12 protein-coding genes are annotated in these 15,006 nt (G+C 37.8%); 9 read left to right on the top strand and 3 right to left on the bottom strand.

What is annotated here, in order from left to right; translation table 11 throughout:
* Window positions 1-336: 336 nt before the first annotated feature.
* From J1905_RS14055 to J1905_RS14045, 3 genes are all read left to right on the top strand, one after another.
* Window positions 337-981, top strand: coding sequence for a DUF6266 family protein (locus J1905_RS14055; RefSeq protein ID WP_214227906.1), 645 nt, complete (start codon window positions 337-339; stop codon window positions 979-981).
* A gap of 90 nt (window positions 982-1,071) precedes the next feature.
* On the top strand, window positions 1,072-1,479 hold the full coding sequence (locus tag J1905_RS14050; RefSeq protein WP_214227905.1) for a hypothetical protein: 408 nt from the start codon (window positions 1,072-1,074) through the stop codon (window positions 1,477-1,479).
* Between the two features lie 32 nt (window positions 1,480-1,511).
* Window positions 1,512-2,198: a PRC-barrel domain-containing protein gene (locus tag J1905_RS14045; RefSeq protein ID WP_214227904.1), complete on the top strand. Its 687-nt coding sequence runs from the start codon at window positions 1,512-1,514 to the stop codon at window positions 2,196-2,198.
* Window positions 2,199-2,200: 2 nt separating this feature from the next.
* On the opposite strand, the gene J1905_RS14040 is transcribed toward J1905_RS14045, so the two are convergent.
* Window positions 2,201-3,013, bottom strand: a complete 813-nt coding sequence (locus tag J1905_RS14040; protein WP_214227903.1) for a sugar phosphate isomerase/epimerase family protein — start codon at window positions 3,011-3,013, stop codon at window positions 2,201-2,203.
* Between the two features lie 189 nt (window positions 3,014-3,202).
* Here J1905_RS14040 and J1905_RS14035 point away from each other — a divergent pair, with 189 nt between their 5' ends.
* From J1905_RS14035 to J1905_RS14020, 4 genes are all read left to right on the top strand, one after another.
* A complete protein-coding gene (locus tag J1905_RS14035; protein WP_214227902.1) occupies window positions 3,203-6,436 on the top strand; it encodes a DUF1553 domain-containing protein in 3,234 nt (1,077 codons plus the stop codon).
* 4 nt (window positions 6,437-6,440) lie between these two features.
* Window positions 6,441-7,961, top strand: a complete 1,521-nt coding sequence (locus J1905_RS14030) for a DUF1501 domain-containing protein (RefSeq protein WP_214227901.1) — start codon at window positions 6,441-6,443, stop codon at window positions 7,959-7,961.
* The gene (locus J1905_RS14025) at window positions 7,958-9,301 is read left to right on the top strand and encodes a c-type cytochrome domain-containing protein (RefSeq protein ID WP_214227900.1); all 1,344 of its coding nucleotides are present in this window, start codon (window positions 7,958-7,960) and stop codon (window positions 9,299-9,301) included. The genes J1905_RS14030 and J1905_RS14025 overlap by 4 nt, the downstream gene beginning before the upstream one ends.
* A 75-nt stretch (window positions 9,302-9,376) precedes the next feature.
* Window positions 9,377-10,258, top strand: a complete 882-nt coding sequence (locus J1905_RS14020) for a helix-turn-helix domain-containing protein (RefSeq protein ID WP_214227899.1) — start codon at window positions 9,377-9,379, stop codon at window positions 10,256-10,258.
* 33 nt (window positions 10,259-10,291) lie between these two features.
* Here the strand turns inward: J1905_RS14020 and J1905_RS14015 are convergent, their stop codons facing one another.
* Complete coding sequence (locus tag J1905_RS14015; protein WP_214227898.1) at window positions 10,292-12,025, bottom strand: DUF4091 domain-containing protein; 1,734 nt, start codon at window positions 12,023-12,025, stop codon at window positions 10,292-10,294.
* 222 nt (window positions 12,026-12,247) lie between these two features.
* On the opposite strand from J1905_RS14015, the gene J1905_RS14010 reads away from it, so the two are divergent.
* Window positions 12,248-13,150: an alkaline phosphatase family protein gene (locus J1905_RS14010; protein WP_214227897.1), complete on the top strand. Its 903-nt coding sequence runs from the start codon at window positions 12,248-12,250 to the stop codon at window positions 13,148-13,150.
* 77 nt (window positions 13,151-13,227) lie between these two features.
* Here J1905_RS14010 and J1905_RS14005 read toward each other — a convergent pair whose 3' ends face one another.
* Window positions 13,228-13,809: an RNA polymerase sigma factor gene (locus J1905_RS14005; RefSeq protein ID WP_214227896.1), complete on the bottom strand. Its 582-nt coding sequence runs from the start codon at window positions 13,807-13,809 to the stop codon at window positions 13,228-13,230.
* A gap of 149 nt (window positions 13,810-13,958) precedes the next feature.
* Between J1905_RS14005 and J1905_RS14000 the strand changes: the two genes are divergently transcribed.
* Window positions 13,959-14,972 (top strand): FecR family protein, encoded by a 1,014-nt coding sequence (locus tag J1905_RS14000; protein ID WP_214227895.1) that lies wholly within the window; start codon window positions 13,959-13,961, stop codon window positions 14,970-14,972.
* The last annotated feature ends 34 nt before the right edge of the window (window positions 14,973-15,006 follow it).

Genomic DNA, 15,006 nt, shown 5'->3' with positions numbered 1-15,006 from the left:
GCAATGCGATGAAATACGCGAAAAGGTTCGAATTGCTCCTCAGTCTGTTTTTATTATCAACACATTTGATTTATTAAACGAAGAAATAAACAGTGATTGTTTTGTGCTGATGGACATTTGAATTTAAGCGGATCAGTACATTGAAACGGCTAAAATAGGGGGATTATAGGACTCTTATAGGACTTTTGTAGGACTATTAGTCCTACAAAAGTCCTATAAGAGTCCAATGTCAATCGGGTGTTTAACTTAGTTTTATCAGAACCTGCGGATGGTTTTGTTAGCATCCGCGTAAGTGAAAAGAATAAATAATTTATTGATTAATTAAAAATAAATAAAATGGCAAAAATGAGGAGAGGGATTTTCGGCCCTATTTCCGGAAGACTTGGTCCAGTTGTAGGCGGTGTTTGGAAAGGGATTGCTTACCTGCGTGGAGCTCCAAAAAAGAAAATAAAATCTGCACCCCGATCTCAGTTGCAGATTGAGAATGAGCAGAAAATGAAATTTATGAATGAAGTATTGGTGCCTTTTCATCCATTTATTAACATTGGTTTCCAGAATCTTGCTAAAGCAAAAACAGCAATAAGTGCTGCGTATTCTGCAAATTACTATACGGCTATTACTGGGGTTTATCCTAATTTAGGAGTAGATTACAGTCGGTTGGTACTTGCTTTAGGAAATTTGCCTGGCTTAAACAGTTCGCAAGCCTCGCTTAGTGCTCCAGATACACTACAGCTTAACTGGATAGCCAATCAGGGAAATAAGGCAGTATATAATGATCAACTTATGCTGGTGGTATATTCTCCTCAATTAGGTATTTCGGATGGTTTTGTTGGTGCGGCACTTCGCAGAGACCTGGAATGTTCCTTTAAGTTTGACCCCAGGCTTGTAGGTATGCAGTTGGAAGTATACGTGAGTCTTACTTCATTTGACAGGAAGAAAATTGCAAACAGTATTTATTTAGGAAGAATAAATCCGCTTTAAGAATGTAATTAATTCTGGCAGAAATTTGACAACCAATTACATTCTCAATTGTTTTGTAACCAGCAATTCTATGTGCTTAATATAGGTGTTATGGGATTCGTTGGAATTTTATTTGCACTTTTTTTTGCTGTCATGCTTACAGCAATTTTCAGGCTGGTTTTTAGAAATACTGGCCCGTGGGGAGGGTTTTGGATTTTCTTCGCACTTATGTTTTTTATCTCTTTTGCTGCCGGAGAGTGGGCAATCCAAAAGGGACCATCTGCCGGGGGGTATTATTGGATGCCTGGATTAATTGCTGCCGTTGTTGTGGCGCTGATACTGGCGGCTGCTTCACCGCAATCACCTGTACGAAAGAGAAATTTAAAGAAAAAAGCAGATGTGCACGACGAGGAGGAAGAGGAAGTATTTATCGCTACAGCAGTTCTTGGGGTTTTTTTCTGGATTTTGATAATCACGCTGGCCTTAATCGTTATTGGAACTTTAGCCAGTAAAATGTAAGTCAGGATAGTAGATATTTAAATAATGGTATCATGCAACGCAATATTAAAAGTCTCATTGGTTTTAGCATGGGTGCTACCGATGGGGAAATCGGAAAAGTTGATGAGTTTTATTTTGATGATGAAACTTGGACAATACGTTATCTGATTGTAAAAACAGGTGGTTGGCTGATGGAGCGGAAAGTGCTCGTTTCGCCTGGAGCTTTAAAAGAACCGGATTGGGAAAACAGGTGTTTTCCCGTTAACCTCACTAAAAGCCAAATAAAACACAGTCCGGATATAGATACTGAAAAACCTGTATCTCGCCAACATGAACTGGAGTTGTACAGTCATTATGGATGGCCTTATGGTGATCCCACCGGCGGTGGATTTTATGGCCATATGGGTATGATGGGAATGGTTGAATCCAGAGTGCCATTTGAGGCAGCTATCAGCGCAGTGCACAACGAAGAGGAACCTGGAGATCCTCACTTGCGCAGCGTTAGTGAAATAAGAGGATATCGTATTCATGCTAAAGACGGAGAAGTTGGGGAGGCGGCGGATTTAATAGTTGATAGGCACTTGAAAATTACTTCTCTGGTGGTGGATACAGGCAGTTGGTTGGCTGGTAAAAGGGTGCAAATCTCTACGGAATGGATAAAAGAGATTAACTGGAAAAGTTTATCATTTACTGTGGATATTTCTTTGGAGGATGTTAAGAATAGTCAGGAGTACAAATAATATTATGCTAACTTATCTAAAAGCCAATCCTTCATGAATACATTTATTTCCCATTGATCTGCAACAGGCTTATTGTCATTTAAATCTGTCAGCATATATGGAGGAGGGCCGAATTCAGTAGTAATTGTTAAATACTCGTTGTTTAAAGTAGTGTGGTTTTTTAGTATTGAGCTCCATAGCGCAGTAAAAAAGAGGAGTTCTTTCTCCCAGTATGGACTTCTTGGGTCGGGGATTTGTGGGCCTTGTGTGTAGCCAACCCTTGCATGAATATGTTTTGTACGTTTTATAGCCTCCTGCACAATTTCAGCACAATTTTCTAAAAAGCTCTCAGTAACGCATGTCCAGTGTGAAAAGTCAGCAGTAATTTTCATCTCTGGCCTGCAATTAAAGAGGGCTGAGGCATTATATGGACTAAAGCCTAATCTTCCACGATGGGTTTCATGTGCAACAGTAATGTTGTTTTTTATAGAAAACTCTTCAGCGATATCAATTACCCTTAATTGTTCATCCAGGCTAAAATAATCCCTTCCACTGTGTGAATTGATAAGGAGAGGATTGCATTCCATGGTTAGGTTTAAATAGTATTCATAGGATTTGCAATACTCGTCTATATTTCTTCCTGTTGCCTGATGTTGATGGCCTACAATTGAAAGTTGGTATTCGTTCAATAAGCGAATGAATTTATTTCTTTCGATCTTATTTTCAGGTACCCAGGTATCAATACCATTGTAATCGGCAGAACTAACTTTTTCAAAAAAATCTTCTAAAGTTAAGTGTTCAAGACCCCATTGAGGACAAAGGATAAGTAGTTTCATCAATCAAAAGTAAATAATATGATGCCTATGTCACACGACCAATAATCACTTTTATTTGTCCTTTTTGATATGGATAATTAAATGTTAATAAATATCGTATTTGTGCAAACATTAGTCGTATTTATTTAAATGTTGGGGGTCGAATTGCTTTAATTTAGCATTTATATAACCATTATAAACTTTCATGTGATGAGGCGACTAATTTTTCTGTTGTTTGGTGTGGTGCTTTTAGTGGGCATTGGAATCTATGTGTTTTCATCGTCTGTACCTGCATTGCCAAAAGACGTGGAGGAAGCATATCAAACTTTGCCAAAATCCCTTGACTATAATATAGATGTAAAACCAATACTTTCTGATAAATGTTTTGCTTGTCATGGCCCTGATAAAGCCAAACAGAAAGCCAGCCTAAGGTTAGATCTTGCTGATTTTGCTTATGCTGAATTACCGGAAAATAAAGGGAAAGTGGCTATTGATCCAGGCAATCTTGACAATAGCGAAGCTTTTCATAGAATCATATCTGCCGATCCGAAGTACAAAATGCCTACGCCGGAATCTCATCTTAACCTTACGGCCATTGAAAAAGCAATACTGATTAGGTGGATTAAGGAGGGGGCAGTATATAAACCACATTGGGCTTTTGTAAAACCCGTTAAAGTTGAAACACCGAAAGTTGATGAGGCTGCTAAAGTGAATAATCCTATTGATAATTTTATTGTCGATAAGTTGCAAAAGCAAAAGTTAAAACAATCACCAGAGGCTAATAAGGAATTGCTGCTGCGCAGAGTATCGTTAGACCTAACCGGTTTGCCTCCAACCATAGCAGAAACTGATGCTTTTTTGAAAGATAAATCTCCCAATGCTTATGAGAAACAGGTTGACCGTTTGCTCCGTTCGCAGCATTATGGCGAAAAAATGGCGGTTGATTGGCTTGATGTAGCACGGTTTGCTGATTCTCATGGATATACTGTGGATAGGCTCAGAGATATGTCGCCTTATCGCGATTGGGTCATTAAAGCATTTAATACCAATATGGCTTACGACAAATTTATGCAATGGCAACTTGCAGGTGATCTTATGCCAAATCCAACGCGCGAAATGTTGATTGCAACGGCCTTTAATCGTAACCATCAGCAAAATATGGAGGGCGGAATTATTGAACAGGAATTTCAAACGGAATATGTAATAGATCGTACCAATACTTTTGGCGATGCTATGCTGGGTTTGTCGGTTGGTTGTGCCAAATGCCACGACCATAAGTACGATCCCATTTCACAAAAGAATTACTATGAGTTGTTTAGCTTTTTTAATAATGTGAAAGAGGCCGGACAGATTTCATTTGATGATACCATGCCGGGTCCAACATTGTTACTGCCCAATTCAGAAAAAGAGCGAGTGATAAGTGATATTAAAAAGACCATCTCAGTGCAGCAACAAAAGATAAGGGAAAAAGAACGTCAGGAGGAGGCTAGCTTTCAGAACTGGCTTAGTCGAAAGGATTATAAGAAACTAGCTGCCGACAATATACCTAAGGATGGGTTACAGGCCTACTTTAACTTTGATCAAGGTAACCTCAACGACCAGGTAGATCGTAAACAGATTGCTGTGATGAAACGTGATGCAGGTGCGCCTGGTGAAGCCCCGGTTTTTATTGCAGGGAGCGCCGGTAAAGGTTTAGTACTGGATGGTGATACCTGGCTTGATCTGAATCAGGTGGGTGTTTTTCGTAAATCTGAACCATTTAGTATAGGGCTTTGGGTTAGCATACCTAAACAGCTTACTGAAGGGGTAATATTTCATAAAAGTATTGCTGAACGCTTGTATAATTTTAAGGGATACCATCTTTACTTGAAAGATAATAAGTTGGAATTGAATATGGCCCACGCTTATCCTGCAAATGCGATAACCAAACTTAGTATTGATAATGTGCCACGCGATAAATGGATACAGCTAACCATGATCTATGATGGCTCATCAAAAGCATCTGGCCTAAAATTATATCTTGATGGTGCAGAGATGAAAATGGAAACTGTTATGGATAAGTTGGATAAGGATATTCTATTTCCTGGTGGAACACAACCGGGTTTACAAGTAGGAGCCTGGTGGCGAGGTCGTGGTTTTAAAGAAGGTAAGGTAGATGATATTACGGTGTACAACCGTAGCTTAACACCAATTGAAGTAGGCGTTTTGGCTAAAAAGACAAGCTGGAATCAATTGGTTTCAAAGCCCAAGCTAACAGATGCAGAGATAAGTTCATTTAGACAGTATTATTTTAATGTAGTTGATCCGCTATTGAAGAAAGAAGAAAATGAACTAAAGGTATTGCGCACTAACCTGTCAGATTCTACTGCAAATGTTCCGGAGCTGATGGTGATGCAGGAAATGACAAAACCGAAAAAAACTTTCTTACTTAAAAGGGGTAATTATGATATGCCCGGAGAGCAGGTATTTCCTAATACTCCTGAGAGTGTATTGCCTTATCCTAAAGATCTGCCCAAAAATAGGTATGGTTTAGCACAATGGCTAACTAATAGTGATAACCCACTAACTGCCCGAGTTGCAGTAAATCGCCTTTGGCAGAATTTCTTTGGTGTCGGTTTGGTAAAAACTTCAGAAGATTTTGGTAACCAAGGGGAGATGCCTAGTCATTTAGAACTGCTAGATTGGTTGGCAGTTTTTTTCTTGGAATCGGGATGGAATGTAAAGGAATTGAACAAAAAGATCGTTATGTCTGCGACATACAGACAAGATTCTAGGGCAAGTAAAGAAGCGCGTGAAAAAGATCCTGAAAACCGACTACTTTCTCACGGCCCTGCGTATCGGATGTCGGCCGAAATGATACGAGACAATGCACTTATGGCAAGTGGATTATTGAACCCTAAAATTGGTGGAAAAAGTGTAAAGCCTTATCAACCAGATGGTCTTTGGGAAATTAACAATACTTCATATACCCAGGATAAAGGTGCTGATGTATACCGCCGTAGTTTGTATGTAGTTGTTAAAAGGTCGGTACCGAATCCTACACTGTCGACCTTTGATGCTACTTCACGAAGCTATTGTGTTGTCCGAAGACAAAAAACGAATACTCCTTTGCAGGCACTGGTAACGCTAAATGATCCTACTTTTTTGGAAGCAGCAAAGGTATTGGGTGAACAGATGACCAAGGTAGCTGATAGTCGTCAGGCTATAGCTCAAACTTATAGAAAGCTTACAGGCCGTTTAGTACAATCAAAAGAATTGGAACTGCTGTCTGCTTTACAGCAAATGGAATTGAAGAAATTTAGGAAAAACCCCGAAAAGCAAAGTGGTTGGCTCAATGCCGGCCAATACCAGGTTAATAAAACGATGGACAGCGCAATGATTGCTGCAAATGCAGTTGTTGCCAGTACCATATTAAATTCAGATGCAACATTAACAAAACGATAACCTCATGGCAGATCATCACCACCACGAAGAAGAATTTAGGCTCAATGACCCTGAATTTAATCGGTTGAACCAAAGACTGGATCGGCGCGACTTTCTGACCAAAACATCCATGGGAATTGGTGCTTTGGCACTTGGGTCCTTGTTTGGTAACAAACTAATGGGAAATGCTCCTCGACCTGCAATCAGCAATGCAACAGGAGATATGGAGCAGGAGATATTAAGGGCATTGCCACACTTTGCTCCAAAGGCTAAAAGAGTGGTATACCTTTTTATGAGTGGGGGGCCTTCGCAGCTTGAAACTTTTGATTATAAGCCTGCATTGGTAAATATGATGGGACAAAACCTGCCCGATTCTGTTCGTAAGGGGCAGAGGCTGACAGGAATGAGTGCGAATCAGAGTGCTTTACCGATGGTGCCTTCTTATTATAAGTTTAATCAACACGGCCAAAACCAGACCTGGATTAGCGAGTTGTTACCTTATACCGCCAAGGTGGTTGATGATTTATGTATTGTAAAATCTATGCATTCTGAAGCAATTAATCATGATCCGGCAATTACCTTTTTTCAAACTGGGAACCAATTGCCCGGTCGGCCATCCATAGGCTCCTGGTTAAGTTATGGGTTAGGTTCTGATAATGAAAATCTGCCCACATTTATTGTTTTGGTATCTAAGAACGGTCAGAAAGATCAACCTCTTTACGCCCGCTTATGGGGTAATGGATTTTTGCCATCCAAACATCAGGGGGTTCAATTTGGATCAGGAAAAGATCCGGTATTGTTTCTTAACAATCCCGATGGCTATGATGGGGCCGATAGGAAAGAAATGCTGGAATATCTGTCGAAATTAAATCAGGTACAAAACAGTACTTATGGTGATCCGGAGGTCGATGCGCGAATAGCGCAATATGAAATGGCTTACCGAATGCAAACATCGGTGCCAGAAGTGATGAGTGTAGCTGATGAGCCAGAGGAAGTATTTGAGTTGTATGGGCCTGATAGTAAAGATCCGGGTACTTATGCTGCAAACTGTCTGTTGGCGCGGAAACTGTTAGAAAAGGATGTGAAATTTGTTCAGCTGTACCACCAGGGCTGGGATCAGCATGGAGGCTTGCCATCTGGTATCGCGGGACAATGTAAAGCTACAGATCAGGCAACAGCAGCCTTGATCACAGATTTGAAACGCAGAGGTTTGCTTGAAGATACATTAGTGATTTGGGGAGGTGAGTTTGGCCGCACAGTATATTCGCAAGGCAAGTTAACAGCCAATGATTATGGTCGTGATCATCATCCGCGCTGTTTCACTATGTGGATGGCTGGCGCAGGTGTAAAACCGGGAATTAGTTTCGGTGAAACTGACGATTTTAGCTATAATATTGTGAAAGACCCTGTTCATGTACATGATTTTCAGGCTACTTTATTACACCTCATGGGGATTGATCATGAGCGGCTTACCTATAAGTTTCAAGGTAGGAGGTTTAGACTTACAGATGTAGAAGGGAAAATAGTAAAGGGTATTTTAACATGATATTACTGGATATTTTTACTTTTTCCGGGCGGTTACACCCACTGATTGTACACTTGCCAATTGGTTTTATTTTGCTTGCTACATTGTTTAACATCTTATCCTATTTGCAAAAATATAGGTATCTGAAGCAAAGTGTCCCTCTTATTTTGCTCATTGGTTTTGTTGCGGCAGTGCTGGCCTGTGTATTTGGATATGTGCTCTCTCTAAGTGGAGATTATGATGCGGATACACTAAGCCATCATAAGTTTTCTGGAATTACATTAGCCATTATTTGTGGGTTGCTTTATTTTTCTTCTACTTCGGCGTTCAGAAACTACCTTCATGTTGGAGATAAACTCTTCTCAGCTTTACTGTTGGGATTGGTTGTGTTAATGAGTTATAGTGGCCACCAGGGTGCAAGCCTTACACATGGAAACGATTATCTGACTTTTCATACATTGATGCAGCAGGAACGTGAAAAGCCAGCAACAGTAGAACAAGCAATGTTGTTTGAGGATGTAATAGAACCAATCCTTCAAAAAAAATGCATACAATGCCATCGTGATGGCAAACAAAAAGGTGAACTATCTTTAGAATCATTAGCTGCACTAAAAAAAGGCGGCAAGAATGGTCAGGCAGTGGTGCCAGGCAAGCCAGATGCCAGCGAGCTTTTTAAGCGTATTACTCTCGATGAAGATCATAAGGATTTTATGCCAGCCGATGGAAAACCTCCATTAACCAAAAATGAAGTAAAACTGATCACGTGGTGGATTAAAGAAGGTAAAGCAGAAGGGGGTAAAACTATTGCTGAAATTAAAAATACAACTGCATTAAAACCAATGGTAGCGCTGTTTTTAGGAATAGGAGGACTTACAGATTCTGAAGAGGATGGTGGTAGTGAAGTGTCTCAGGTTATTAATCCTGATTTGCCGCTTGCTGTGGATACCGCAATCATTGCTCAGCTGAAAAATAAAGGAATAAGGGTTAGAATTATGCTCAATAAACCTGTAATGCTTGATGTTACCTTACCTCCGAAATCCGGCATTAAAGTGGCAGATGTAAAAACTGATATATTAAAACTGGCAAAGAACATTGTTTGGTTAAATTTTTCGGACAATCAATTAACAGATCAGGACCTTGATTTTCTACCTTCACTAGCTAACCTTGAGAAACTAAGACTGGATAAAAATCCTGTTACGGATCGGTTAAGTGATTACTTAATTTCCATGAAGCATCTTGAGGCAGTGAACCTCAATGAAACTAAGATAACAGATGCCATTACGCTAAAGCTTAAAAAGAATCCTGGCATTAAAAGGGTGTACAGTTGGAAAACTAGCATCGCCGAAATAAAAATGGATTAGCCATAAAACCTAACTGAACAACAATTTTTGTGGAGATAGAAATGGAAAAGATTATCTTCAAATAAATATTTCTTAATGAACACTATTGATTGCAAGTCAAAATTTACATTACTGCTTACAGATTATGTAAAATTGAATAAGAACTGGAATTATAAGAATGTTACCAGTGTGTTCTACAGGATAATATATATTGATGAAGGAGAAGGGAAACTTATATGCGATCTAGAAGAGTATGCTCTTGAACCAGGTTTTTTGTATTTAATACCTAGTTTTACCACTTGTAGCTATATATGTGAGCATTATCTGAGCCATTATTACATTTGTTTTTTGGAGGAATTTCAATTAGGTTCTCTATTTGTTTCTAATAGAAAGGTATTTAAGATTTCTGCAAGTGAAATAGACATTACATCTATGAAAAGAGTGTTTAAGCTTAATCCAGGAAGGGGGCTGATTACTTCAAATAATCCAGAGGTATTTGAAAAGGATAAAGATTTAACAGCTTATTATGATTTGAACAATACCATTCCATTGTCTGCTTATATGGAAACATGTGGACTTCTATTGACACTGGTTTCCAGATTTGTTCAATCTCCATTGTTTTTAAAGACTGAGGCGAAGCATATTAATTCAAAAATTGCTAATGCTATTTTTTTTATGAAGAATAATTTAAGACGTCCAATCTCAGTTGCGGAATTGGCTAGAACTGCAAATTATCATCCAGATCATTTCTCCAGACTATTTTTACAAAATACAGGTGCAAGGCCTTTAGATTACCTTAAATCGAAAAGAATTGAGCGGTCACAGTTTCTTCTGGCCACTACCGATATGACTTTTTACGAAATAGCCAACGAATCCGGATTTGAAAGTCAAGCTTATTTCTCAAGAGCTTTCAAAAGTGTAACCGGTTTTACTCCGGGGCAATACAAAAAGAATATTGCCCGGAGGTTAATTTTATAGCTTACCTTTTTTATTAGGTTAAATCATTAATTTTTACTGATTTAGAAGAGGCTTTACTTTTCTAAGCATTTCATCGGCTGTGGTAGTAGCCAATGATTTTATGTCGAACGTTTTCAACGCATTGTTTAGCTCGTTTAGCTGCTTATTCTGTTTATTTTTTTGATAAAGTGATTTTAATTGTCTGATTTTTTCAAAATCCTGAGCACCTTCAATTAGCTTTTCGAATCTTAAAGAGCTTAGAGGACCAGGGTAAACCATATAAGTATCCCCAGCTGGCCAAGTGATAAAACGGCTATCTACCAGTGGATTTTTTGTCCAGCTATTATAAGCCCATCTTAAATAGCCGTCCATATTTTTATTCGCAGTGTACCAACCTATCCATGCGCCCTCAGCAGGAGATGAGAAAGTGAATCCATTAGGATAAGGCTCAGTACAGCAGGTATACCAGGTGCTAACTTTACCTTGTTGCTGGCGTTTTTGCAAAGTAGCCGCAGGAAAATCCCATCTTGAGGCAATGCAATAGGTATCTATATCTTTTTCTATTTCAGGATGATAATCTCCTGCTAATGCAATTTTCCAGTTTTTATCTGTTTCTTTCAATAATTTTATCACTGATTTCATTGCTTCCATTGGCCTTTCGTCCATTGCAATATAAGTTTTGCTAAACCATCCTTTTTGTTTCAAGTGCTTGGTAAAATCGACAAGCATAGTTTTCCAAAAAGCGTTATATGATGGGGTGCCAATAGCATCCGTTAAAACGGCTTCTTTTTGTAGGTTTTCGTCATAATAGGTAAAAGCAATTTTCCAAGGCACCATACTGTAACAGTTGATACGTTCCGTAATACCGCAATCCATTACAAAAGCTACATATTTATCAAATAAGCTATAATCGTATTTCCAGCTTCCATCTTTTTTCTTGGTCCATTTAATCAAACTCGGATAATCATCATACGTTTGATGACCCCAAGGCTCATTAACTATACTTGTGGTAATGGTTTTTTGTCCTGCATTGGCCAACATTTGATAGTACTCTTTCATTAATGAAAAATGTTCAGTACTCCATAATGGTACATTGTGCGTGCGGGAAATAGCTGCCGGATGTTGCCATAAATCTAAATCATATTTCCATTTACTAGCAGGAGGTAGTGTTTTGTTTAATACCTGAACAGTTATCGACATAGTATATTCCTTATCACCTTTTATTTTAATTGCACCTTTGTAACTTCCTGGAGTGGTGTTGTTTGGAACTTTTATGCTTAGCCAAATTGGTTGGGTGCTATTTTTTTCCAGTAGGACAGCGGTAGTTTTTGTATCAATGATATCTGCAACATACGAAGAATCGAAGTCCTCTGGTTTACGATAACCACAGCCATCTCTAAATTCATCGGTAATCACATATTTTACAAAACCAGCTGTAATGTTTTCTTTGTTAATGACTTGTCCTTCCTTGTTTTTCAGATCAGAGATTTGTACACTAATGTTATTTACACTCTTGTTTGCCCATACCAATAGTTGTGTGTGTATTTTTTCACCCTTCCATGCTTTTGCATTCCATATTGACTGCAACTCCACTTTTGGAGGCAATTCTTTTGCAAAACGTGTGTTAGAGGATGCAAAACTTACATTTAATCCATTGGATACTTTGCCCCATTCATTAGTAATGATTTGCTCATTTAACTGAGGTTTTTTTTGCAAGGCTAAGCTTACATCTTGCGCCTTAATATTTAAGCATAAAAAGGATAGACAGATAAGAAAAAGATGTTTCATGTTTCTAAGTTAAGTATTTAGAGGGTATGGTAAAATGGTTTGTGTATCAGGTTTATTACGCAAGCGTTTGATGTAGTGTAACAATGTCGATAGGATTGTTTAGGGCTCACTTCAAGAATACTTTATTAAAGAGATTGAGTAGTGTAAAAGCAGGGTGTTGATTTATACTAAACTAATGTTTAGTATTGGTGCTTTTGTTGGCCAAATATAAATTTTTTAGATATGAGAACAAATTTTTTAAAAATGCTTGTTTTATCAATGATATCCTTTTCGGCAATAGCTCAAAAAATACCTGCCAAAGTCTTGATTATTGGCTTGGATGGCTTTAGCTCCGAAGGATTTAAGACTGCAAAACATCCTAATTTGGATAAAATGATTGCCGATGGTGTATTGTCGCTCACTACAAGGCCGGTTATGCCATCTGTTACCTTGCCGAACTGGACCAGTCATTTGACCGGTTCCGGGCCTGAAGAGCACGGAATAACAAGTAATGATTGGACGTTAGAGAAACATCCTTTGGCTTCCATTGAGACGGACAAGGATGGCTATTACCCTTCAATCTTTAAAGTTCTGAAAGATGAAATGCCATCTTCCAAAATCGCATACTATTACAATTGGAAAGAATTGATTAATCCTATTAACAGAAAATACCTTGATGAGGTTTATTTTGAAGATAAGGATCAGTATCAACAGAGTTATCAAAAAGCTTATGATTTTTTGCTAAGGAATAAGCAAAGCCCTTCGCTTGTATTTTTATATAGTGTACATACAGATCATGCGGGGCATAATTTTAAATGGATGTCGCCAGAATATATTAAGGCTATTGAAGATGCCGATATTGAAATAGGGATATTGTTGGATAAGTTAAAAGCTGCGGGAATTTATAAGGACACACATATTTTGTTAATTACCGATCATGGTGGGGTAAACCAAGGGCATGGTGGTGTTTCTATGGCTGAGATGCAAATACCTTGGGCCATCACCGGACCAAAGATTAGAAAGCGTGGGTTAATTACTGAATTTAATAGCAATAAGAATACGGCTTTAGTGTTGGCGAAGATTTTTGGAATTAGTAAACTGCCTTCTTCCTGGACTGGGGTAGTGCCAAATGGGGTATTTAAATAAAACCTGTTTCAGTCTTTTTTTTGAACCGAAATGATTGTTCTGCGTAAGTATTATGCTTTAAAAGTAAGGAGGGATAATTAGATATTAAAGAATATAATGGAATATAGGATTGCTTTAATGGAAATTCTAAGAGCTTTTAATGCTATTGTAATTTGATTTTCAACAGTGCGTTTTGAAATCCCTAGCTTATCTGCGATTTCTTGATTAGATAAGTTATCAAATCTGCTTAGCATAAAAATTTCTTTGCATTTCTTTGGCAATTTTTCAAGAACGAGTTCAATACTATTTTCCATTTCCTGGTAGCGAATTTTTTCCTCTCCTTGATTCACTACATAGCTAGAGTCTGGGAGCCCATCATATTCGTCGACAAGCACAATTGGGTTGAGCTTTCCTCTTTTTATTAATTTGTATACCTGATACCTTGATGCCGTTGTGAGATAATTTTTAAAAGAAGTAACTTCTAAACTGTGTCTATTGCGCCAGATGTTTAAAAAGATATCGTGTACAAGTTCGGTACAAGCTTCCTGGTCTTTAAGGTAAGTAAAGGATGTAGTATAGACAGCAGACCAATACCTATTAAATAACAGATCAAAGGCCTTGTTGTTATCTAATTGTATCAGCTTCCATAATTCAGAATCGGAAGGTTGAGCTTTTGTCATACAGAATATCCCTGATTTAAAAATAGGTTATTTTTTGCTGAATAACCTCTACATAGTTAGTTAATAGTTTAGCAAAATAAAATAAAATAATATTTATGTGTGTGTTGGTTAAAATTCGGCTCTATATAAGTGATACCAAATATTAAAGTATGTCTAAGAACGAGTTTATAAAACTTTACGAAAAGTTTAAGTCGGGGAATTGTTCAGCTGAAGAAAAGGAATTCTTAGAGAATTTTAAGGATGATTATAAGCTGGAGGATTATGAATGGACACCTGAAATGGGTAATAAAACTCATATACATGAAATTTTATATGCCAGATTGAAGGAGGAAACAGAGCCGACAAGGGATAAAGTGCGTAAACTTTATCCAATTCTTCGATGGATATCTGCTGCGGCTGTATTAATCATAATAAGTACATCTATAGTTCTCTTTTACCACCATAGAATTCAAGTAAGTAATGATGCGTTGCCTTTAGTTAAGTTTGAGACAAGAAAGGGGCAAAAAAAGCAAATTACACTAAGTGATGGAACTACAGTTTGGTTAAATTCACTTAGTTCTCTAACCTTAAAAAATGGATTTAATGATGAAGTCAGAGAGGTAAACCTTATTGGGGAGGCTTATTTTGATGTAACCCATAACGCAAATAAACCTTTTAAAGTTCATACCGCTGATTTTAATATAAATGTATTGGGAACGGCATTTAATGTAAAGGCTTATCCTGATGACAAGACTTCTGAGACAACCCTGATTCGTGGTTTAATTAGTATGCAGTCTAATAAGGATCATAAAAATACGATTACCGTAAAACCTAGTCAAAAAGTAGTATTTGTAAAAACTGAGAAGTTAAAATCTGGTGGCAATGAAACTGGTATTCAGGATATCATTGTTAAAAAATATCAGGAGGTTCGCGATACAACTGTAGTTGAAACTGCATGGACTAAAAATACTCTAGAAATATACGATCAAAAATTTATTGATATAAAAAGCGACTTGGAAAGGTGGTTTGATGTACAAATCATTTTTAAGTCGGAGGAAGTGAAGAACTATAAATTTACAGCAACATTCGCAAATGATAATATAAATGACGTATTAATTGCACTTAAAAAAACAGGGAACTTTAACTATGAGATAAAAGAAAAGACGATCACCATATCAAAATAAAAGGACGGTGTTGAAGCCACCGCCCTTAATTTTT

The sequence above is a fragment of the Pedobacter sp. B4-66 genome (genome assembly GCF_018492665.1).
In the GTDB taxonomy this organism is placed as follows: domain Bacteria; phylum Bacteroidota; class Bacteroidia; order Sphingobacteriales; family Sphingobacteriaceae; genus Pedobacter.
Note: the sequence above shows the minus strand (reverse complement) of the source record. Positions and strands in the feature narration are given on the sequence as shown.